The following is a 19,157-nucleotide window of genomic DNA, read 5'->3' on the forward strand; positions in this document are numbered from 1 at the left end:
CCTCCCCCTCCCGTCCCGCGGGGGAAAGCCGACGGCCTCATCCGGCCGTGGATTTCAGCTCGAGTCCGTTTGCGGGGTCGCGTGACAACGCGGTTTCGCCGTTCAGCCAGCGCTGGATCTCGGCGCCCGCCACGTGATGGCGCCAGCCGCTGCCGAGGCGGCTGTCTTGCGGGCGTCCGCGCACCAGTTCCACAACATCCTTGCGCTGGGCGATGGCCGCGGGCGTGATCTCCTGCCGGCGGGCGAGTTCGCGCAGCAGGGCCATGGCCATGTCGGCGAGCACCTCGTCGGCCTCGGACAGCGGCTTCTGCTTCGGCAATGCCGGCCATTCCGACTGCGGACGTTCGCGTCCTGCCCGAATCGCCTCCAGCAGGCCCTGTACCCGGTCGTCGTTCATGCCCGAGGGGAAACCGCGCAGCCCGCGCAGTTGTGCGGTCCCTGCGGGTGCCCGGCGGGCGATCTCCAGCAGCAGGTCATCGCTCAGGACCCACTTGCGCGGCCGGTCGCTGCTCTGCGCCGTGCGTTCGCGCCAGGCGGCCACGGTCTGGAGTACGGAGAGTTCGCGCGGTTTCAGACGCTTGTGGCCGGAGACCCGGCGCCAGGCTGCTTCCGGATCGGCGCGGTAGGCCTCGGGATCGGCGAGGGCATCCATCTCCGGCTGCAGCCATTCCAGGCGCCCGCTGCTTTCCAGGTCCGCGTGCATCTGCTGGTACAGGGCCGCGAGATAGCGCACATCGTCGGCAGCATATGCCAGCTGCTCCGAATCCAGCGGACGGCGCGACCAGTCGGTGCGGGTCTGGCTCTTGTCCAGTTCGTGGTCCAGCACCGCGCGGACCAGATTGGCATAGCCGACCTGATCGCCGTGACCGAGCATCGCCGCGGCAATCTGGGTGTCGAAGGCCGGTGCGGGTACGTCGCCGGTCTCGCGCAGCAGGATTTCCATGTCCTGCCAGGCGGAGTGAAACACCTTGGTGACGGAACGGTCGTGCAGCAGCGGGGCCAGCCGTTTTACGTCCAGCGCCAGCGGGTCGATGCTGGCGATGTGCTCCGGGGTGGCCGCCTGGATCAGGCAGAGCTTCGGGTAGTAGGTCTTTTCGCGCAGGAACTCGGTGTCCAGCGCGATCCACGGGGCACCCCGGACGGCCTGCAGGAATGCCTGCAGTGCCTCCGGGGTATCGATCAGGCCATGATCATGCATGGTCGTCGTCGGGGCGGTTCTGTGCGAATGCCTCCAGCTGCTCGTTGCTGGCCGGTTTCTGATACCGCTCCTTCCACTCGGCGTAGGGCATGCCGTAGACGATCTCGCGGGCGGCCTCGTAGTCAATGGACTCGCCGCGTTCCTCGGCGGCCGCGACATACCATTTGGACAGGCAGTTGCGGCAGAAACCGGCGAGGTTCATCAGATCGATGTTCTGCACGTCCTTGCGCTCGTCCAGATGCTGCAGCAGCCGCCGGAAAACCGCGGCCTCGATCTCGGTCTGCTTGTTCGGGTCCATGGGGCCTCCGAAGGGGTCACGACTGAATGGCCGGGAGAGTATGCCGCAGCCGGCCTTCCGGGTGCGATGGCCACGGGTGGATCAGGTCAGGTGCAGCAGCCAGCGCTTGCGCACGTCGCGCAGCAGCACGAAGATCAGCGGCCATATCAGAGCGCTGCTGAGCACGGGCGCCCAGTACCACGGGGTGCCCGGCGGCAGGCCGGCCAGGCCCTGCGGCCACAGGGCGGTGAGCTTGTACAGGGCGATCAGGCCGGTGACCACGATCATCTGCTGCCACAGCGGATAGACCCGCAGGCGTGAATGCAGCTGGATGGTGAGGTAGGCCACCAGGGCCATCGCAACGGCATTCTGGCCCAGCAGCTGGCCCTGCAGGACATCGAGCAGCAGACCGGCGCCGAAAGCCGTGAACACCCCGACCCGCTGGGGGAAGGCCATGGCCCAGTAGATCAGGACCAGCGCTACCCATTCGGGTCGCAGCAGCGCGAGGCCCGCGGGCAGGGGCACGATCGCCAGCGCGAGGGCCGCCAGCAGGCTCAGCGGGATCGGCCAGGGAACGCCCGTGCCGCCACTCATGGCGCCGGCGCGGATTCGGTTGCGCTTTCGGCGGGCAGCGGCGTGGGGATCGCGTTGCGTTCGCGGTCCTGCATCCACAGCAGCAGCACCTCGCGCGAGCGGTCCAGCGCGGCCAGCGGTTCCGCCTCAATGGCGAGAAAGGGCTCGCCCGGCGGGCGTTCCACCGAGGTGACGCGCGCGACCGGGTAATCCGCAGGAAAACGACCGCCCAGCCCCGAGGTCAGCAGCAGGTCACCCTCCTCGATGTCTTCCTGTGGCGGGACGTGGCGCATGTGCAGGCGCTGGGGGTTGCCGGTGCCGACGACGATGCCGCGCAGGCCGGTGCGGGCGCTGACTACCGGCAGGGCATGTCCGGGGTCGGAGATCAGCAGGGCCGTGGCGCTGGAGTATTCGGCGGAGAGGATCTGACCGACAACGCCGTCGGCGTCGATCACCGGTTGTCCGGCATACACCGCATCGCGCTGTCCCTTGTCGAGCACGATCTGCTGGCGGAAGGGGTCCAGGTCCACCGCAAGGATCTGCGCGACCTGGACCTCCTCGTCCGCCTGACGGGCGGTGTTGAGCAGGGCGCGCAGGCGGTCGTTCTCCGCCTGCAACGCCTCGAAACGCAGCTGGCGGGCGCGCAACTCGCTGTTCTCGCGCCGCAGGATGCGGTTCTCCACCACCAGATCCTCGCGGCTGGAGAACGATTCCAGCACCCGTGAGCCCGCGCGGATGGGCGCATCCACCGCGACCTGGATCGGGTAGGCCACGGTCGCGAGCACGCTGCGCACCGTCTGCAGTTCGTTCAGGCGGTGGTCGAGCACCATCAGCGCGATCCCCAGCAGGACCACGAACAGCAGACGCAGCGTGGGCGAGATGCCCAGTCTGAACAGCGGCTTGCTTATAACCGAACCTCCGGAACGCGGGGCGACTCCCGGGGACGAGCCCGGGACCGGAGTTTACTCCATGGAGAGGAAGTCGACCCGCTTCTCGTCGAGCATTTCCAGGACCCGGCCGCCTCCGCGGGCGACGCAGGTGAGGGGGTCGTCGGCCACGACTACCGGAATGCCGGTCTCCTCCATCAGGAGACGGTCGATCTGCTGCAGCATCGCCCCGCCGCCGGTCAGCACGATGCCGCGTTCCGCGACATCGGAACCCAGCTCCGGCGGGGTCTGTTCCAGCGCCGTGCGCACGGCCGAGACGATCCCGTACAGCGGATCCTGCAGGGCCTCGAGGATCTCGTTGGAATTCAGGGTGAACGAGCGCGGCACGCCCTCGGACAGGTTGCGGCCCTTGACCTCGATCTCCAGCAGCTCCTTGCCCGGATAGGCCGAACCCACCGCATGCTTGATGCGTTCAGCCGTGGCCTCGCCGATCAGGACGCCGTAGTTGCGGCGCACGTAGGCCATGATGGCCTCGTCGAAGGTGTCGCCGCCAATGCGCACCGACTCGGAATAGACGATCCCGTTCATCGACAGCACGGCGACCTCGGAGGTGCCGCCGCCGATGTCCAGCACCATGGAGCCGACCGCCTCGTCCAGCGGGATGCCGGCACCGATCGCCGCGGCCACCGGTTCCTGCAGCAGGTAGACCTTGCGCGCCCCGGCGCCAAAGGCGGATTCGCGGATCGCGCGGCGCTCCACCTGGGTGGCGCCGCAGGGCACGCAGACCAGCACCCGCGGGCTGGGGCGGAAGATCCGCCGTTCGTGCACCTTCTTGATGAAGTACTGCAGCATCTTCTCGGTGGTGGTGAAGTCGGCGATCACGCCGTCCTTCATCGGCCGGATGGTCACCACGTGCTCCGGTGTGCGCCCGAGCATCTTCTTGGCCTCGATGCCGACGGCCTCGATCGAACGCGGTCCCCCGGGGCCCCGGTCCTGACGAATGGCCACGACGGAGGGTTCGTTGAGCACGATGCCCTGGCCGCGCATGTAGATCAGCGTATTGGCCGTGCCGAGGTCGATGGAGATGTCGTTGGAGAACAGCCCCAGGAGGCGTTTGAGCATGGGGTACGAACCTGCTTGCATGGTCGGCGGGAAAGCCACGGACTCTAGCAACCGCCCCGGGTTTGGGCAAGGTCGGGGTTGTGGTAAGTTTGCGCTCCGTCTCAGCGTATCCCTGAGTGTTTCGTTATCGCCCGCAGCGAGGGTCCGCAAGCCATGTCCGTAGACACCGAACACGTCCAGCGCATCGCCGAGCTTTCGCGTCTGGCGATGGATGACGACCAGGCCCGCGAGTTTGCCGGCGGGCTGAGTGACATCTTCGACTTCGTCGAGCAGCTCGACGGCGCCGACATCGAGGGGGTGGAGCCGATGGCCCATCCGATGGACGCGGCCCAGCGCATGCGCCCGGACGCGGTCACCGAGCCCGACCGGCGCGACGACTACCAGGCCATTGCCCCGGCGGTGGAAGGGGGGCTCTACCTGGTGCCGCGCGTCATTGAATGACGCGTCATCCGCCGAATCGCCTGCGGCGCGCCCTGTGCGCCGCTTTCAGCCACGCTTGAAGGAAAGAGTCCCGAGTCCATGACCCAGGAAACCCTCTCCGACTGGGTACGCAAGCTGCGCGCCCGAGAGATCAGCTCGCGCGAGCTCACCCGCCTGTACCTGGACCGCATCGAGCGTCTGGATGCGGATCTCAACAGCTTCGTCACCGTAACCGCCGATTCCGCGCTGGAGCAGGCGGACGCCGCCGATGCGCGTCTGGCGAAAGGCGAGGAGGCCCCGCTGCTGGGCGTGCCGGTGGCGCAGAAGGACATCTTCTGCACCCGTGGCGTGCGCACCGCCTGTGGCTCGCGCATGCTGGACCCGTTCGTCTCGCCCTACGACGCCACGGTGGTCGAGCGCATGCACGCCGCCGGCGCGGTGATGCTGGGCAAGACCAACATGGATGAGTTCGCCATGGGTTCGTCCAACGAAACCAGTTTCTACGGTCCGGTGCACAACCCCTGGGACACCGCGCGGGTCCCGGGCGGCTCCTCGGGCGGTTCCGCGGCCGCGGTGGGCGCGCGTCTGGTGCCCGGCGCGACCGGTACCGACACCGGCGGTTCCATCCGCCAGCCGGCCGCGTTCTGCGGCATCACCGGGCTCAAGCCGACCTACGGTCGGGTCTCGCGCTACGGCATGATCGCCTTCGCCTCCAGCCTGGATCAGGGCGGGCCGATGGCGGCCTCGGCCGAGGACTGCGGGCACATGCTCAATGCCATGGCCGGGTTCGACGAGCGCGACTCGACCAGCCTCGAACGCCCGGCCGAGGACTTCACCGCAGCGCTGGACGCCGACCTCACCGGGCTGCGCATCGGTCTGCCGCAGGAGTTCTTCGGCGAAGGCCTGGATGACGGCATCCGCGCCGTACTGGACGAGGCGATCCGGGTGCTGCGCGAACGTGGCGCCGAGATCCGCGAGGTCAGCTTGCCCAACAGCCACCTGTCGGTGCCGGCCTACTACGTGGTGGCCCCGGCCGAGGCCTCGTCCAACCTGTCGCGCTTCGACGGCGTGCGCTACGGCTATCGCTGCGAGGATCCGCAGGACCTGCTGGACCTGTACACGCGTTCGCGCGGCGAGGGCTTCGGCGCGGAGGTGAAGCGGCGCATCATGGTGGGTACCCATGTGCTGTCCGCCGGCTACTACGACGCCTACTATCTCAAGGCGCAGAAGGTCCGCCGGGTGATCGCCGACGACTTCCGCCGGGTGTTCGCCGACGTCGATCTGCTGCTGGGCCCGACCACGCCGGAACTGCCGTTCGAGCTGGGAGCCAAGAGCGCCGACCCGGTCAAGATGTACCTCTCGGATATCTACACCATCGCCGCCAATCTGGCGGGGCTGCCGGCGATGTCGCTGCCGGCGGGCGAGGTGCAGGGGCTGCCGGTCGGGCTGCAGCTGATCGGCAACTATTTCGACGAGGCGCGCATGATCGGCGTCGCACACCAGTTTCAGCAGGAGACCGACTGGCACGCCCGCGTGCCGTCGGCCTTTGCCTGAGGGGTCGCAGCATGGAATGGGAAACCGTCATCGGGCTGGAGATTCACGCCCAGCTCAATACCGTCTCCAAGATCTTTTCCGGGGCGCCCACCGCCTACGGCGCCGAGCCCAACCGTCAGGCCTGCCCGGTGGACCTGGGCATGCCCGGCGTGCTGCCGGTGCTCAACCGCGGGGTGGTCGAGCGCGCGGTGATGCTGGGCCTGGCGCTGGACGCCGAGGTTGCCGGCCGCTCGGTCTTTGCACGAAAGAACTACTTCTACCCGGACCTGCCCAAGGGCTACCAGATCTCGCAGTTCGAGCTGCCGATCGTTGCCAGCGGGCATCTGGACATCGAGCTGGAGGACGGCTCGACCAAGCGCATCGGCGTGACCCGTGCGCATCTCGAGGAAGACGCCGGCAAGAGCCTGCACGAAGGCTTCGAGGCGATGACCGGCATCGATCTCAACCGCGCCGGCACCCCGCTGGTGGAGATCGTCTCCGAGCCGGACCTGCGTTCGGCGAAGGAGGCGGTCGCCTACATGAAGAAGCTGCACTCGCTGGTGCGCTACCTCGACATCTGTGACGGCAACATGCAGGAGGGCAGCTTCCGCTGCGACGCCAACGTGTCCATCCGTCCGAAGGGCCAGGCGGAATTCGGTACCCGTGCGGAGCTGAAGAACCTCAACTCCTTCCGCTTCGTCGAGCGTGCGATCAACTTCGAGATCGAACGCCAGATCGACGTGATCGAGGGTGGCGGCCGCGTGGTGCAGGAGACCCGCCTGTACGATCCGGACCGCGACGAGACGCGTTCGATGCGCACCAAGGAAGAGGCCAACGACTACCGCTATTTTCCTGATCCGGACCTCCTGCCGGTGGAGGTCGATCAGGGCTTCATCGAAGAGATCCGCGGCCGCCTGCCGGAGCTGCCCGACGCCAAGCGCGAGCGTTTCGTGCGCGAGTACGAACTGCCGGAATACGATGCCGGCGTGCTCACCGCGACCCGCGAGATGGGGGACTTCTACGAGGCGGTGGTGCGGGGCTGCAATGCGCCCAAGCTGGCCGCCAACTGGGTGATGGGCGAGTTCTCCGCCGCGCTCAACCGCTCCGAGGTGGAGCTCGCCGAGGCCCCGGTGGATGCCGGGGCGCTGGCCGGGCTGCTGGCGCGCATCCAGGACGAGACCATCTCCGGCAAGATCGCCAAGGAGGTGTTCGAGGCGATGTGGAACGGCGAGGGCGATGCCGACAGCGTGATCGAGGCCAAGGGGCTCAAGCAGATCACCGACACCGGCGCGATCGACGCCATTATCGACGAGGTGATCGCGAACAATCCGAAACAGCTCGAGCAGTACAAGGGCGGCAAGGACAAGCTGTTCGGCTTCTTCGTCGGCCAGGTGATGAAGGCCACCCAGGGCAAGGCCAACCCCGCCCAGGTCAACGAGCGGCTGAAGGAACGCCTGGATCAGGCATGAGTGAGGCGGGCATGGGCGCGGCATCCGCGCGCGAAGCCGATACCCTGCACCGCTTCATGCTGGAAAACACCGGGGTGCGCGGCGAATGGGTGCACCTCGACCGGGCATGGCAGGCGGTGCTGGAGCGCCACCCCTACCCGCCGGTGGTGCGCGACCTGCTGGGACAGGCCTGTGCCGCGGTCACCCTGGTCGCCGCCACGCTCAAGTTCAAGGGCTCCCTGATCCTGCAAGTCACGGGTTCCGGGCCGCTGCACATGCTGGTGGCACAGGCCGACGGGCAGGGCCATCTGCGCGGCGTGGCCCGTTATCACGAGACCCCGCCGGAGGACGGCACGCTGGACGCGATCCTGGGCGAGGACGCGCGGGTGATGATGACCCTGGACCCCGGGGACGGCGGCGAGCGCTATCAGGGCGTGGTGGAGCTGCGCGGGCAGACCCTGGCCGACGCCCTGGACGGGTATTTCGAACAGTCCGAGCAGCTCCCCACGCGGGTCTGGCTGGCCGCCGACGGCCAGCGCGCCGCGGGCATGCTGCTGCAGGGGCTGCCGGATGACAGCGGGCAGCCGCTGTCGCGCGACAGCGAGGACTGGAACCGCGCGACCACCCTGGCCGAAACCACCACGGCGGCCGAACTGCTGCAGCTGGACGCCGGCTCGCTTCTGGGGCGGCTGTTCGCCGAGGAACGCGTGCGCCTGTTCGACGGCTCCACGGTGGAATTCCACTGCCACTGTTCGCGCGAGCGCGTGGCCACCACCCTGCAGAACCTCGGGGTGGACGAGATCCGTTCGATCCTGGCCGAGCAGGGCCGCATCGAGGTCACCTGCGAGTTCTGCAACGCGCAGTACGTCTTCGATGCGGTGGATGCCGAGGCCCTGTGCCGCCCCGACAGCGCGCGGCCGCCGGGGTCCGATACCTCGCAATAGGGCCGCATCGGCCAGGGGGCTGGCCTCCTACGGGGGATCTCCGCAGACCGGGCAGGCCGGGTCGCGCTGCAGGCCGATCTCGCGGAACTGCATGTGCAGGCCGTCGATCAGCAGCAGGCGGCCCGCCAGGGTCGGCAGGCCGGCCAGCAGCTTGAGGGCCTCGGTCGCCTGCAGGCTCCCGACCACTCCCGGCAGGCTCGCCAGCACCCCGCTGGTCGCGCAGGTGTCCTCGTCCGCCCCTTCGTCGCCGTACAGGCAGTGGTAGCAGGCCGCCTGCGGGTCGCGGAAATCGAAGGTGGTGAGCTGGCCCTCGAAGCGGATCACCGCGCCGGAGACCAGCGGCGTGCCGGCGGCCACCGCCGCGCGGTTGATCGCGCCACGCGCGGCGAAATGGTCGGTGCCGTCCAGCACCACGTCGGCCCCGGCGAACAGCGCGCGCATCGCGTCCGCGTCCAGCCGTTCGGCGCGGGTCTCCACCCGGCAGGCGCTGTTCAGCGCCGCGAGGCGCTGCGCGCCGGAGGCAACCTTGTCCGCGCCCACGTCGGCCTCGCCGTGCAGGATCTGGCGCTGCAGGTTGCTGGCCTCGACGTGATCCGGGTCCACCAGGGTCAGCCGGCCGACCCCGGCCGCGGCCAGATAGGCCGCTACCGGCGAACCCAGCCCGCCCACGCCCATCACCACCGCATGCGCCCGGCGCAGGCTTTCCTGGCCCTCGACCCCGATGCCGGGCAGCATGATCTGGCGTGCGTAGCGCAGGAGCTCGTCGTCATTCATGGGTGGATTGTAACTCCGTCACATGGCCGCGCGGGCAGCGTGCCGGAACTGCGGGGGACTTCACGCAACGCGGCAGGCGGTTCAAGGGGGGTTCAGTCGGGAGGGCTAGTCTGGTTCCCGGCAATCCGGCCAGAAGAGAAAGGGAAGGAGGCGTCCCATGAACCCTGAACAAAAATCCATCCTGCAGCGTCTGACCGCCGTGGTCGTGCCCGCCGCACTGCTCGCCTTTGTGGTCGTGGCACCGGCCCAGGCCGCGACACCGGTCAAGGGGGCATCCGGCGGGGCCACGCTGCAGTTCTCGGTCGAGGGCCTGCAGGAGGTCCGCCATGATCGGCGCTCGGGCAAACGCGGTTACAAGCACAAGCGCGGGCATCCCGGGAGTCGTGGCCACAAGCACAAGCGCGGGCATCCGGGTGCGCGCGGCCACAAGCATTCCCGGCGCGGTCATTCGCGCGGGCGTGGACCCGGCCACCGCGGCGCGGAACGGCACTACCATCATCACTACTACGGTCGTTCGCACCGTTCGGGGCCGCGGGAGCATCGTGACCGGCGTTCCTCCGGCAGCATCCACCTCAAGCTGCCACTGCCGCTGCCGCGTCCGTGATGTGCCGTCGGGCCGCTCGCCGGTCTGGAGCATGGCACGCAGGGCCCCCGGTGCATGCGCCGGGGGCCTCGGCATGTCTGTCAGTCAGCGCCGGGCCCGCAGGCGTGCCCCGGTCACGCGGGGATGACCGGCGGTGTCGGGCCAGGTCGTGACGTCCGTCCATGGCCCGGTTTCCAGTCGTGCCCGTACCGCCCGCTCCTGGTCGAATCCGTGTTCCAGCAGCAGCCAGCCGTCGTCCGTCAGGTGATCGGGTGCGGTGGCGATCAGTTGATGCAGGTCCGCCAGTCCCGTTTGCGCCGCGACCAGCGCATCCCGTGGCTCGAAGCGCAGGTCGCCGCGTTGCAGATGCGGGTCGTCCGCGGCGATGTACGGCGGATTGGAGACGATCAGGTCGAAGCGTGCCGCGGGCGCCAGCGGTTGCAGCCAGGCCCCGGCGAAGAAGCGGACGTCCAGATCCAGTTCGCGGGCGTTGGCGCGGGCGCGGGTTAGGGCGTCGAGGCTGGTGTCGCTGGCGAAGCCGTCGATCGCCGGCCGTTCGGCCTTGAGCGCAAGGATGATGGCCCCGGAGCCGGTGCCCGCGTCCAGCACCCGGGGGTGTTCTTCCGAAGCCGCGTCGATGGCCCCCAGCGCGGCCTCGACCAGCACCTCGGTCTCGGGGCGCGGGATCAGGCAGGCCGGGGAGACCCCCAGATCCAGGGTCCAGAAGCCGCGCCGGCCGAGGATGTGGGCGATCGGTTCGCCCTGCAGGCGCCGCCGGCAAAGGGCCTCGGCTGCGGCCGCCTGCGCGGGGTCGGGGGCATCGCCACCGCGTGCGACGAGCTGCGCGGTGCTCAGGCCGGTGGCCGTGCCGAGCAGCAGGCGTGCCTCCAGGCCGGCGGCCTCCACGCCGGCCTCCTGCAGCCGGTTGCGCAGGCTGGCCAGCAGGGCGTCCAGCGTGGCCGGGTGGTCCATCAGGCGTCGGCGAGGGAGGCGAGCTGTTCCGCCTGGTATTCGTGGATCAGCGGGTCGATCACCGGGTCGAGGTCGCCGGCCATCACCTGTTCCAGCTTGTACAGCGTCAGATTGATGCGGTGGTCGGTTACCCGCCCCTGGGGGAAGTTGTAGGTGCGGATGCGTTCCGAGCGGTCGCCGCTGCCCACCAGACCCTTGCGCTCGGCGCTCTGGGCCTCGGCCTGCGCGGCGCGTTCGTCCTCGTACAGCCGCGCGGCGAGGAAGTTCATCGCGCGGGCGCGGTTCTTGTGCTGGGAGCGCTCTTCCTGGCATTCGACCACGATGCCGGTGGGCAGGTGGGTCAGGCGCACGGCGGAATCCGTCTTGTTCACGTGCTGGCCGCCGGCACCGGAGGAGCGGAAGGTGTCCACGCGCAGGTCGGCCGGGTTGATCTCCGGCATCTCGACCTCCTCCAGTTCCGGGAGGATCGCGACCGTGGCCGCCGAGGTGTGGATGCGGCCCTGGGATTCGGTTTCGGGGACGCGCTGCACGCGGTGGGCGCCGGATTCGAACTTCAGCCGCGAATAGGCCCCCTGGCCGGCGAGGCGGGCGATCACCTCGCGGTAGCCGCCGTGTTCGCCCTCGCTGGCCGACAGGATCTCCAGCTGCCAGCGGCGCTGTTCCGCGTAGCGGCTGTACATGCGCAGCAGATCCCCGGCGAACAGTGCGGCCTCGTCACCGCCGGTGCCGGCGCGGATCTCGAGGAACACGTTGGCGTCGTCGTGCGGATCCTTCGGGATCAGGTGGCGGTAGAGTTCGGCCTCCAGTTCCTCGTTACGCGCATTGAGGGTCTCGATCTCGCCCTCGGCCATCGCGCGCAGTTCGGAGTCGTCGTCCTCCAGCATCGCGCGCGCCTCGTCCAGCGCGGCGCGGTTTTCGTTCCATGCCTTCCACGCCTCGGCCACCGGTTCCAGCTGGCTGTATTCCTGCGACAGCCGGCGCAGCTGCTCGGGGTCCTCGGCGGCATCGGGCGTGGCGAGCAGGCCGGCGATCTCGGCGTGGCGTTCGGCCAGGCCCTCCAGTTTGGCGCGAAAGGAATCCTTCACGCGTCGTCCCTGGTGTCGTCGGGTTCCGCGCCGTGGCCATGCCCCGGGGCATGACCGTGCTCAGGCCCGTGATCACGCCCGCGATCATGTCCGGGGTCGTCCTCGCGTTCGGGCAACTGGAAAAGCTGATGCGCGGCCTCCAGCAGGCGGGCGTCGCCCTCGTGGGCCGCGGTGTTGAGGCTCTTGCAAGGATGGTGCATCAGCTTGTTGGTCAGGGTGTGGGCCAGCCAGGGCAGGACCTCGTCGGGCGACCGACCGGCGCGGATCATTGCCAGGGCACGCTCCACGGTCTCGTCCTTGACCGTCTCCGCGCGCTCGCGCAGCTGGCGGATGCTGTCGATGGAGTCGCGCGCCCGCAGCCAGCGCATGAACTCCCCGGCGCGCTGGTTGATGATCTCCTCGGCCTGTTCCGCGGCGGCCTGACGCGAGGCCATGTTGTCGTCGATCACCTCCTGGAGGTCGTCGACCGTGTATAAATAGATGTCCTCAAGTTGCCCGACCTCGGGTTCGATGTCGCGCGGGACCGCGATGTCGACCATGAACATCGGCTTGCGGCGGCGCTTGCGCAGCGCGCGTTCCACCGCCCCCTTGCCGAGGATGGGTACCGGCGCGGCGGTGGAGGAGATCACGATGTCGGCCTCCGGCAGGCGTTCGCCCAGATGGTCCAGGCCGATGGGCTCGCCGTCGAAGCGTTCGGCCACGCTGCGCGCGCGTTCCTCGGTCCGGTTGGCCACGATCACCCGGCCGATACCGAGGCCCCGCAGGTGCTGCAGGGCCAGTTCGATGGTCTCGCCGGCGCCCACCACCATCGCGGTCAGTGGCTTGAGGTCGCCGAAGATCTGCCGCCCCAGGGACACCGCGGCGAAGGCCACCGAGACCGCGCTCTGGCCGATCGCGGTCTCGGTGCGCACGTCCTTGGCGGTGGCGAAGGCGTGCTGGAACAGCCGCTCCAGCGACAGTCCGAGGGTGCCGGCGTCATGGGCGTACTGGTAGGCGGTCTTCATCTGGCCGAGGATCTGCGGCTCGCCCAGCACCATCGAATCCAGACCGCTGGCGACCCGCAGGGTGTGGCGCACCGCCGAGCCGTCGTGGTGCAGGTAGAGATAGGGTCGCAGTTCGGCGCGGTCGATCCCGTGGTAGCCGCCCAGCCAGTCCACCACTCGGTGTTCGCTGTCCTCCCCGCTCTCGCGGAAATAGACCTCGGTGCGGTTGCAGGTGGAGAGGATCGCACTCTCCGGCAGCCGCACGCCGGAGCGCAGCGAATGCAGCGCATCGTCCAGTTCGTGCTGGCTGACCGACAGCCGCTCGCGGATCTCGACCGGCGCCGTCTTGTGATTGATTCCGAGTGCGAAGAGCATAACCTGCGTATTGTGCCGCAAAACGTCCCCTGCGGGTCAGTAGTGTACGCGGTGAAAGGGTTCGGTACAGTGCGCAGGAATCCGGATGCCGGGCCCGAAGGAACCTGGCGCGGCCCGGTGCCGTCTCACTGAAAGCTGACATGCATGGAAAGCCTTTATGACCCGAACCCTGCTGGCCGCGGCCGTTGTCCTCCTTGTCAGCGGCTGTGCGCACCATTCGCTCGGTGCCGGCGAGCCGCTGGAAACCGACGCCCCGGAGATCGTGACCCTGCCCGAGAGCGGATTGCAGGAGGATCCGGAGGCGGCGCTGATGTTCAGCGTGCTTGCCGGCGAGATCGCCGTGCGTTCCGGGCAGACCGCCGACGCGGCGGCCTTCTACGGTGCGGCGGCGGCGCTGAGCCACGACCCGGAGATCGCCGAGCGGGCCACCCGCATTGCCCTTTTCGCGCGGGATCGTGAGCAGGCCCTGCGTTCCGGGGAGCGCTGGCTGGCCCTGTCGCCCGAACACATGGAGGCGGTACAGATCGTTGCGCTGCTGCGCATCGACGCCGGGCAGGTCGAGGCCGCCGCGCAGCAGCTGGATGAACTGATGCAGCGGCGCGCGGGGGAAGGCGCCAGTCCCTATTCATCGCTGGTCTCGCTGATGGTGCAGGCCGACAACCGGGACTACGCGCTGGAGACCCTGGACCGCCTCGCCACGCGGCGGGCCGGGGATCGCGACACCTGGCGGGTGTATGCCGAACTCGCGCTGCGGTTCGACGCAACCGGGGCGGCCCTGCAGGCCACCGAGCGGGGTCTCGAGCAGCATCCCGACGCCATCAGCCTGTACCTGTTGCGGGCGCAGGCGCTGGAGCGCGACGAACGCGGGGAGGAGGCCCTGGACCTGATGCGCGAGGCCGTCGCCGCCCACCCGGACAGTCGTGACGCCCGCATCGGTTATGCCCATGCGCTGACCGACCATGCCGACGACGCCCGGGGCCCGGAGGAGATCGCGCGGCTGGCAGAGCTGGCCCCCGACGACCACGAGGCCCGCCTGACGCTGGCCCTGCTGAGCCTCGAGAGCGGCTGGAACGAGGCCGCGCGCGAGCAGCTGGAGGCCCTGGATGCCCGCGGCGTGCGCGAGAACGAGGTGGCCTATTATCTGGGCCGTCTGCACGAACTGGAGGGGGATACGGACCGGGCCCGGACATTCTTCGAGCGGGTCGGCGAGGGCGAGTTTCGCGCGGATGCGCGGCTGCGCCTGGCGGCCCTGACTCTGCGCGAAAACGGTGCCGGGGCGGCGCGCGCTGCGTTCGACGAACTGCAGACGCACGACGATGCCGACGTGGCGCGCGAGGCCTGGGTCGTGGAGGTCAACACCCTGCGCGAGGAAGAGGCCTACGAACGTGCGCTGGAACGCGCCGATGCGGCCCTGGATGCCTTCCCCGAGGAGGGTGACCTGCTGTATCTGCGCGGGCTGATCCACGAGCGCCTGGACCGGGTGGACGCGGCGCTGCAGGACTTCCGCACGATCCTTGACAACGAACCGGACAATGCCACGGCGATGAACGCGCTGGGGTACACCCTGGCCGACCGGACCGACCGCTACGAGGAGGCCTACGAGCTGATCACGCAGGCCCTCGATCAGCGTCCCGATGACGCAGCCGTGGTCGACAGCTACGGCTGGGTGCTCTACAAGCTCGGGCGGCTGGACGAGGCCGAGGAGCAGTTGCGGCGGGCCTGGAGCATGATGGAGGACGGCGAGATCGCCAGTAATCTGGCCGTCGTGTTGTGGGAGCAGGGCGAGCGCGACGACGCGCGCGAGCTGCTCGAGAAGGCGCTGGAGCGCGAACCCGGACACGAGCGGCTGCAGCGGGTCCGGCGCGAGCTGCTCGAATGAGTCGAATGAGGGGGTCGGGTGTGCGCGCGGCACTCGCGCTGATGACCGTAATGCTGCTCGCCGGGTGTGCCGCCCTGCCCGAGGTGGATCGGGGCGACGCCGCGCAAAGGGCCTTCGAGGAGCGCAGTGAGCGGCTCGCCGCCATCGAAACCTGGCGCCTGGTGGCCCGCCTGGGGCTGGATACCGAGCGTGAATACTGGTCCGCACAGCTCAACTGGCGGGTGCAGGAAGGTACGCATATCCTCGATCTGTCCGGTCCGATGGGACGGGGTGGCGGTCGATTGACCCTCGCCGAGGGGCAGCCGGCGCGGCTGGTGACGCGCGACGGCCAGCATCACAGCGCGCGCGATCCGGATGTCCTGGCGCAGCGTCTCACCGGCGATGCGATTCCGGTGTCGGGGATGGTCTACTGGGTACGCGGGCTCCCGGACCCGGCGCATGCCTACGAGCGCGAAGTGGATGCCGAAGGGCGTCCGATCCGCATCCGTCAGGCCGGCTGGGAAATCGAATACGGCGAGTACGAGGAATTCGACGGCGAGTCCCTGCCGGTGCGCATGGAGCTGCAGCGCGATGCGCTCACGCTGCGCGCCGTGATCCGCCAGTGGCAGATGGGAGACGGATCCGCCTGATGGACAAGCCCTTTGCGCAGACCTTCCCCGCGCCCGCGAAGATCAACCGCTTTCTGCACATCACCGGTCGGCGCGCGGACGGCTACCACGAGCTGCAGACCGTGTTCCAGTTCCTCGATCTGGAGGACCGGCTGTGCTTCGAGCCGCGCCCCGGCGGGGAGGTGGCGATGGCCTCCGCGGATGCGGTGGACGGGTCGGAAAACCTGTGCGTGCGCGCTGCCCGCCTGGTGTTCGAGGCTGCCGGCCGGCACGAGGGGGTGACGATCCACCTCGACAAGCGCCTTCCGGTCGGTGGCGGGGTGGGCGGAGGCAGCTCCGACGCCGCCACTACCCTGGTTGCGCTGAATTATCTGTTCGAGCTGGGCCTGGACGAATCGACGCTGGCCGATCTCGGCCTGCGTCTCGGCGCGGACGTGCCGGTCTTCGTGCGCGGCCGCGCCGCATGGGCCGAAGGCGTGGGCGAAACCCTGGTTCCGGTGCGGCCCGACTGCCCCTGGGCGCTGCTGATCGACCCCGGTGTCCCGGTCGCCACCGGAACCATGTTCGGATCAGGAGAATTGACACGCGACTGTCCCACCGAGAGAATTTCGCACGCGGTCGACGGCGCGGCATTTGGGAACGTCTTCGAACCGGTGGTCCGGACGCGCTATCCGGATATCGCCCGGGCGCTGGACTGGCTGGGCTCGCAGACCGACCGGGCCCGCCTGAGCGGAACCGGCGGTTGCGTGTTCGGGCTGTTTCGCGAGCGCGCCGACGCCGAAAGGGCACGCGAGGAGCAGCCGCTGCCTTGGAGCAGCCGGGTCACCCGGCTGCGCAACGAGTCGCCCCTGCGGGCGTGGTTGCCCGAGTCGGGCCGCCATTCTACTGGGCCGTAGCCAAGCGGTAAGGCAACGGGTTTTGATCCCGTCATGCGCAGGTTCGAATCCTGCCGGCCCAGCCATACAATCGCCCCGCGCCGAAGGCGAGGGGCCATATTCCCGAACCCCGGCCCCGGCCGGGGTTCCTTACTGGAGACCGCGCCATCCGGGCGCGGTTCCGCACCACCCAGACCGGGACAAGTCGTGGTCGACAAGAGTCGCATGATGATCTTCGCGGGGAACGCCAACCCGCGACTGGCACAGGGCGTTGCCGAGCATCTCGGCCTGCCGATGGGCAAGGTAACCGTCGGCCGGTTCAGTGACGGCGAGGTCCAGGTCGAGATCCTGGAAAACGTTCGCGGACGCGACGTCTTCCTGATCCAGCCCACCGGGCAGCCCACCAACGAGAACCTGATGGAGCTCGTGATCATGGTGGATGCCCTGCGCCGCGCCTCGGCCGGGCGTATCACCACGGTGATTCCGTATTTCGGTTATGCCCGCCAGGATCGCCGCGTGCGCTCGGCAAGGGTGCCGATCTCGGCCAAGGTCGTGGCCAACATGATCGAGGCGGTGGGCGCCGATCGCGTGCTGACGATCGACGTTCATGCCGATCAGGTTCAGGGGTTTTTCAACGTTCCGGTGGACAACATCTATGCCTCGCCGGTGCTGCTGGGCGATGTCTGGCGGCACGTCTCCGGCGACCTGACGGTGGTCTCGCCGGACGTCGGCGGGGTGGTGCGCGCCCGCGCCATCGCCAAGCGGCTGGACGATGCCGACCTGGCCATCATCGACAAGCGCCGTCCGCGCGCCAACGAATCCGAAGTGATGCACATCATCGGGGACGTGCGCGGCAAGTCCTGCATCATCATCGACGACCTGGTGGATACGGCCGGCACCCTGTGTCAGGCGGCGAAGGCGCTGAAGCAGCATGGCGCCTCCTCGGTCAGCGCCTATGCCACTCACCCCGTGCTTTCCGGCGCGGCGATTGATAACATAAACGGTTCGGCGCTGGACGAGCTGGTGGTGACCGACACCCTGGCCCTCCAGCCCAACGCGCAGGCCTGTCCGAAGATCCGGCAGCTTTCGGTCGCGGAGATGCTCGCGGAGACCATCCGCCGCATCAACCGCGAGGAGTCCGTGAGCTCGCTGTTCGTGGACTGAGCCCGGGCCGGCGGAACCCGGCCTGCGTCGCCGGCGGTCGCCGGCTGCCCCGAATCCGGGAGGATGGGCCTCCCGCTTTACGCCTCACCTGGTCGCGGGTGGGGCGCGTTCATTCTGGAGAACGTCATCATGAGCATGAGTTTTACCCTTGAAGCCGAAAAGCGTGACGAACAGGGTTCGAGTGCGAGCCGCCGCCTGCGTCGCGCCGGCAAGCTGCCTGCCATTCTGTATGGCGGCGAAGATCCCGCAGTGCCGATCACGCTGGATCACAACGCGATGGTCCACAACCTGAAGGAAGATGCGTTCTACTCGCACATCCTGACGGTCAAGCTGGACGGCCAGTCGCAGAAGGCGATCCTGCGCGATGTGCAGCGCCATCCGTTCAAGCCCACCATCTATCACGTGGATCTGCTGCGCGTGAGCGCCAACCAGCCGATCCGCGTGAACGTGCCCATCCATTTCCTCAATGAGGAGACCTGCAAGGGCGTGAAGCCCGGCGGCGGCATGATCAACCGTCAGGTCAACGAGATCGAGGTCGAGTGCCTGCCGGACGACCTGCCGGAATCGATCGACATCGACATGACCGACGTCGACGTGGGCGAGACGCTGCACCTGTCCGACCTGAAGGGCAATCTGCCCAAGGGTGTCGAGATGGTCGCGCTGATGCAGGGCGACGAATACGACTACGCGGTCGTGACCGTGCAGCTGCCGCGTTCCGCCAAGGGTGGCGGCGGTGGTGGTGCGGCCGCCGCCGAGGGCGCCGAAGGCGAGGAAGGTGGTGACGAGGCCGCGGGCGAGGAAGCCGGCGGCGAGGAAGACAACGGCTGAACGCCGCGGTCACGACCTCCCGCATGACCAGCCGACCTGCGCCGATTCGCCTGGTGGTCGGGCTGGGCAACCCGGGCCCGCGTTACGCCGAAACCCGGCATAACGCGGGCTTCTGGTTTGTGGATGCCCTGGCCCGTGATCACGGCGTCCGCTTTCGCCCGGAGAACCGCTTCGATGGCGAGGCTGCCCGGCTGACCCTCCCCGAAGGTGATGCCTGGCTGCTCAAGCCGATGTCCTTCATGAACAGGAGCGGCCTGCCGGTGCGCAAATGCGCCGATTTCTATCGCATCGCCCCGGAGGAGATCCTGGTCGTCCACGACGAGCTGGATCTCGAGCCCGGGGTGGTCCGCCTGAAGCATGGCGGAGGGCATGGCGGGCACAACGGTCTGCGCGACCTGCACCGGCACCTGGGCGGCCCCGCCTACTGCCGTCTGCGCGTCGGTATCGGTCATCCCGGCGAACGCGACCAGGTGGTCCCGTTCGTGCTGGATCGTCCCGATCGCGATGCGGCTCGGGCGATCGGCGAGGCACTGGACGACGCGGCGCGCGAGATCCCGGCCCTGCTGGCCGGCCGCTGGGACGAGGCCGTGCGCCATCTGCACGGTCGCGGCTCCGGCTGAGCCCGCACC

The 19,157-nt window shown here is 68.8% G+C and carries 20 protein-coding genes and 1 tRNA gene; 12 read left to right on the forward strand and 9 right to left on the reverse strand.

The window, feature by feature from the left end:
* Nucleotides 1-37: 37 nt before the first annotated feature.
* The 5 genes from rnd to C998_RS0105170 all read right to left on the reverse strand — a co-directional run bounded on the left by rnd (nt 38) and on the right by C998_RS0105170 (nt 4,057).
* Nucleotides 38-1,198, reverse strand: a complete 1,161-nt coding sequence (gene rnd / locus C998_RS0105150; RefSeq protein ID WP_018869794.1) for a ribonuclease D — start codon at nt 1,196-1,198, stop codon at nt 38-40.
* Complete coding sequence (locus C998_RS0105155; RefSeq protein WP_018869795.1) at nt 1,191-1,496, reverse strand: DUF1244 domain-containing protein; 306 nt, start codon at nt 1,494-1,496, stop codon at nt 1,191-1,193. The genes rnd and C998_RS0105155 overlap by 8 nt, the downstream gene beginning before the upstream one ends.
* Nucleotides 1,497-1,577: 81 nt before the next feature.
* On the reverse strand, nt 1,578-2,069 hold the full coding sequence (mreD, locus tag C998_RS0105160) for a rod shape-determining protein MreD (protein WP_018869796.1): 492 nt from the start codon (nt 2,067-2,069) through the stop codon (nt 1,578-1,580).
* The gene (gene mreC / locus C998_RS0105165; RefSeq protein WP_255349427.1) at nt 2,066-2,929 is read right to left on the reverse strand and encodes a rod shape-determining protein MreC; all 864 of its coding nucleotides are present in this window, start codon (nt 2,927-2,929) and stop codon (nt 2,066-2,068) included. Before mreC ends, mreD begins: the two co-directional genes overlap by 4 nt.
* An 81-nt stretch (nt 2,930-3,010) precedes the next feature.
* Nucleotides 3,011-4,057 (reverse strand): rod shape-determining protein, encoded by a 1,047-nt coding sequence (locus tag C998_RS0105170; RefSeq protein ID WP_018869798.1) that lies wholly within the window; start codon nt 4,055-4,057, stop codon nt 3,011-3,013.
* 153 nt (nt 4,058-4,210) lie between these two features.
* Here C998_RS0105170 and gatC point away from each other — a divergent pair, with 153 nt between their 5' ends.
* From gatC to hslO, 4 genes are all read left to right on the forward strand, one after another.
* Entirely contained in the window at nt 4,211-4,498 is a 288-nt protein-coding gene (gene gatC, locus C998_RS0105175) for an Asp-tRNA(Asn)/Glu-tRNA(Gln) amidotransferase subunit GatC (RefSeq protein ID WP_018869799.1), read from the forward strand.
* A gap of 78 nt (nt 4,499-4,576) precedes the next feature.
* A complete protein-coding gene (gene gatA / locus C998_RS0105180; RefSeq protein WP_018869800.1) occupies nt 4,577-6,031 on the forward strand; it encodes an Asp-tRNA(Asn)/Glu-tRNA(Gln) amidotransferase subunit GatA in 1,455 nt (484 codons plus the stop codon).
* An 11-nt stretch (nt 6,032-6,042) separates the two neighbouring features.
* The gene (gene gatB / locus C998_RS0105185; protein WP_018869801.1) at nt 6,043-7,479 is read left to right on the forward strand and encodes an Asp-tRNA(Asn)/Glu-tRNA(Gln) amidotransferase subunit GatB; all 1,437 of its coding nucleotides are present in this window, start codon (nt 6,043-6,045) and stop codon (nt 7,477-7,479) included.
* Entirely contained in the window at nt 7,476-8,402 is a 927-nt protein-coding gene (hslO, locus tag C998_RS0105190) for an Hsp33 family molecular chaperone HslO (RefSeq protein ID WP_018869802.1), read from the forward strand. Before gatB ends, hslO begins: the two co-directional genes overlap by 4 nt.
* 27 nt (nt 8,403-8,429) lie before the next feature.
* Here hslO and C998_RS0105195 read toward each other — a convergent pair whose 3' ends face one another.
* Nucleotides 8,430-9,176, reverse strand: a complete 747-nt coding sequence (locus C998_RS0105195; RefSeq protein WP_018869803.1) for a molybdopterin-synthase adenylyltransferase MoeB — start codon at nt 9,174-9,176, stop codon at nt 8,430-8,432.
* A gap of 157 nt (nt 9,177-9,333) precedes the next feature.
* Here C998_RS0105195 and C998_RS0105200 point away from each other — a divergent pair, with 157 nt between their 5' ends.
* Nucleotides 9,334-9,780, forward strand: a complete 447-nt coding sequence (locus tag C998_RS0105200) for a hypothetical protein (RefSeq protein WP_018869804.1) — start codon at nt 9,334-9,336, stop codon at nt 9,778-9,780.
* 84 nt (nt 9,781-9,864) lie between these two features.
* On the opposite strand, the gene prmC is transcribed toward C998_RS0105200, so the two are convergent.
* Genes prmC through hemA form a run of 3 tightly spaced genes read right to left on the reverse strand, consistent with a single transcriptional unit; the run spans nt 9,865 to nt 13,174 of the window.
* Nucleotides 9,865-10,731 (reverse strand): peptide chain release factor N(5)-glutamine methyltransferase, encoded by an 867-nt coding sequence (gene prmC / locus C998_RS0105205; RefSeq protein ID WP_018869805.1) that lies wholly within the window; start codon nt 10,729-10,731, stop codon nt 9,865-9,867.
* Nucleotides 10,731-11,816, reverse strand: a complete 1,086-nt coding sequence (prfA, locus tag C998_RS0105210) for a peptide chain release factor 1 (protein ID WP_018869806.1) — start codon at nt 11,814-11,816, stop codon at nt 10,731-10,733. Before prfA ends, prmC begins: the two co-directional genes overlap by 1 nt.
* Nucleotides 11,813-13,174, reverse strand: coding sequence for a glutamyl-tRNA reductase (hemA, locus tag C998_RS0105215; RefSeq protein ID WP_018869807.1), 1,362 nt, complete (start codon nt 13,172-13,174; stop codon nt 11,813-11,815). Before hemA ends, prfA begins: the two co-directional genes overlap by 4 nt.
* A gap of 157 nt (nt 13,175-13,331) precedes the next feature.
* Here hemA and C998_RS0105220 point away from each other — a divergent pair, with 157 nt between their 5' ends.
* From C998_RS0105220 to pth, 7 genes are all read left to right on the forward strand, one after another.
* A complete protein-coding gene (locus tag C998_RS0105220) occupies nt 13,332-15,053 on the forward strand; it encodes a tetratricopeptide repeat protein (protein ID WP_018869808.1) in 1,722 nt (573 codons plus the stop codon).
* Nucleotides 15,054-15,058: 5 nt separating this feature from the next.
* Nucleotides 15,059-15,682 (forward strand): lipoprotein insertase outer membrane protein LolB, encoded by a 624-nt coding sequence (gene lolB / locus C998_RS0105225; RefSeq protein ID WP_196799377.1) that lies wholly within the window; start codon nt 15,059-15,061, stop codon nt 15,680-15,682.
* Nucleotides 15,682-16,557 (forward strand): 4-(cytidine 5'-diphospho)-2-C-methyl-D-erythritol kinase, encoded by an 876-nt coding sequence (gene ispE / locus C998_RS14340; RefSeq protein WP_026279482.1) that lies wholly within the window; start codon nt 15,682-15,684, stop codon nt 16,555-16,557. Before lolB ends, ispE begins: the two co-directional genes overlap by 1 nt.
* Nucleotides 16,548-16,622, forward strand: a tRNA-Gln gene (locus C998_RS0105235). Before ispE ends, C998_RS0105235 begins: the two co-directional genes overlap by 10 nt.
* 121 nt (nt 16,623-16,743) lie before the next feature.
* Complete coding sequence (locus C998_RS0105240) at nt 16,744-17,700, forward strand: ribose-phosphate diphosphokinase (RefSeq protein ID WP_018869810.1); 957 nt, start codon at nt 16,744-16,746, stop codon at nt 17,698-17,700.
* A 129-nt stretch (nt 17,701-17,829) separates the two neighbouring features.
* Complete coding sequence (locus C998_RS0105245) at nt 17,830-18,528, forward strand: 50S ribosomal protein L25/general stress protein Ctc (RefSeq protein WP_018869811.1); 699 nt, start codon at nt 17,830-17,832, stop codon at nt 18,526-18,528.
* Nucleotides 18,529-18,551: 23 nt separating this feature from the next.
* Complete coding sequence (pth, locus tag C998_RS0105250; RefSeq protein ID WP_018869812.1) at nt 18,552-19,148, forward strand: aminoacyl-tRNA hydrolase; 597 nt, start codon at nt 18,552-18,554, stop codon at nt 19,146-19,148.
* The last annotated feature ends 9 nt before the right edge of the window (nt 19,149-19,157 follow it).

The sequence above is a fragment of the Thioalkalivibrio sp. ALgr3 genome, from assembly GCF_000377325.1.
Classification (GTDB): Bacteria; Pseudomonadota; Gammaproteobacteria; order Ectothiorhodospirales; family Ectothiorhodospiraceae; genus Thioalkalivibrio.

Excerpts from the sequence above, each read along its gene's own strand:
- rnd (WP_018869794.1), bottom strand. The coding sequence starts at position 1,198 with ATGCATGATCATGGCCTGATCGATACCCCGGAGGCACTGCAGGCATTC.
- C998_RS0105155 (WP_018869795.1), bottom strand. The coding sequence starts at position 1,496 with ATGGACCCGAACAAGCAGACCGAGATCGAGGCCGCGGTTTTCCGGCGG.
- mreD (WP_018869796.1), bottom strand. The coding sequence starts at position 2,069 with ATGAGTGGCGGCACGGGCGTTCCCTGGCCGATCCCGCTGAGCCTGCTG.
- C998_RS0105170 (WP_018869798.1), bottom strand. The coding sequence starts at position 4,057 with ATGCTCAAACGCCTCCTGGGGCTGTTCTCCAACGACATCTCCATCGAC.
- gatC (WP_018869799.1), top strand. The coding sequence starts at position 4,211 with ATGTCCGTAGACACCGAACACGTCCAGCGCATCGCCGAGCTTTCGCGT.
- gatA (WP_018869800.1), top strand. The coding sequence starts at position 4,577 with ATGACCCAGGAAACCCTCTCCGACTGGGTACGCAAGCTGCGCGCCCGA.
- gatB (WP_018869801.1), top strand. The coding sequence starts at position 6,043 with ATGGAATGGGAAACCGTCATCGGGCTGGAGATTCACGCCCAGCTCAAT.
- hslO (WP_018869802.1), top strand. The coding sequence starts at position 7,476 with ATGAGTGAGGCGGGCATGGGCGCGGCATCCGCGCGCGAAGCCGATACC.
- C998_RS0105195 (WP_018869803.1), bottom strand. The coding sequence starts at position 9,176 with ATGAATGACGACGAGCTCCTGCGCTACGCACGCCAGATCATGCTGCCC.
- C998_RS0105200 (WP_018869804.1), top strand. The coding sequence starts at position 9,334 with ATGAACCCTGAACAAAAATCCATCCTGCAGCGTCTGACCGCCGTGGTC.
- prmC (WP_018869805.1), bottom strand. The coding sequence starts at position 10,731 with ATGGACCACCCGGCCACGCTGGACGCCCTGCTGGCCAGCCTGCGCAAC.
- hemA (WP_018869807.1), bottom strand. The coding sequence starts at position 13,174 with ATGCTCTTCGCACTCGGAATCAATCACAAGACGGCGCCGGTCGAGATC.
- C998_RS0105220 (WP_018869808.1), top strand. The coding sequence starts at position 13,332 with ATGACCCGAACCCTGCTGGCCGCGGCCGTTGTCCTCCTTGTCAGCGGC.
- lolB (WP_196799377.1), top strand. The coding sequence starts at position 15,059 with ATGAGGGGGTCGGGTGTGCGCGCGGCACTCGCGCTGATGACCGTAATG.
- ispE (WP_026279482.1), top strand. The coding sequence starts at position 15,682 with ATGGACAAGCCCTTTGCGCAGACCTTCCCCGCGCCCGCGAAGATCAAC.
- C998_RS0105245 (WP_018869811.1), top strand. The coding sequence starts at position 17,830 with ATGAGCATGAGTTTTACCCTTGAAGCCGAAAAGCGTGACGAACAGGGT.
- pth (WP_018869812.1), top strand. The coding sequence starts at position 18,552 with ATGACCAGCCGACCTGCGCCGATTCGCCTGGTGGTCGGGCTGGGCAAC.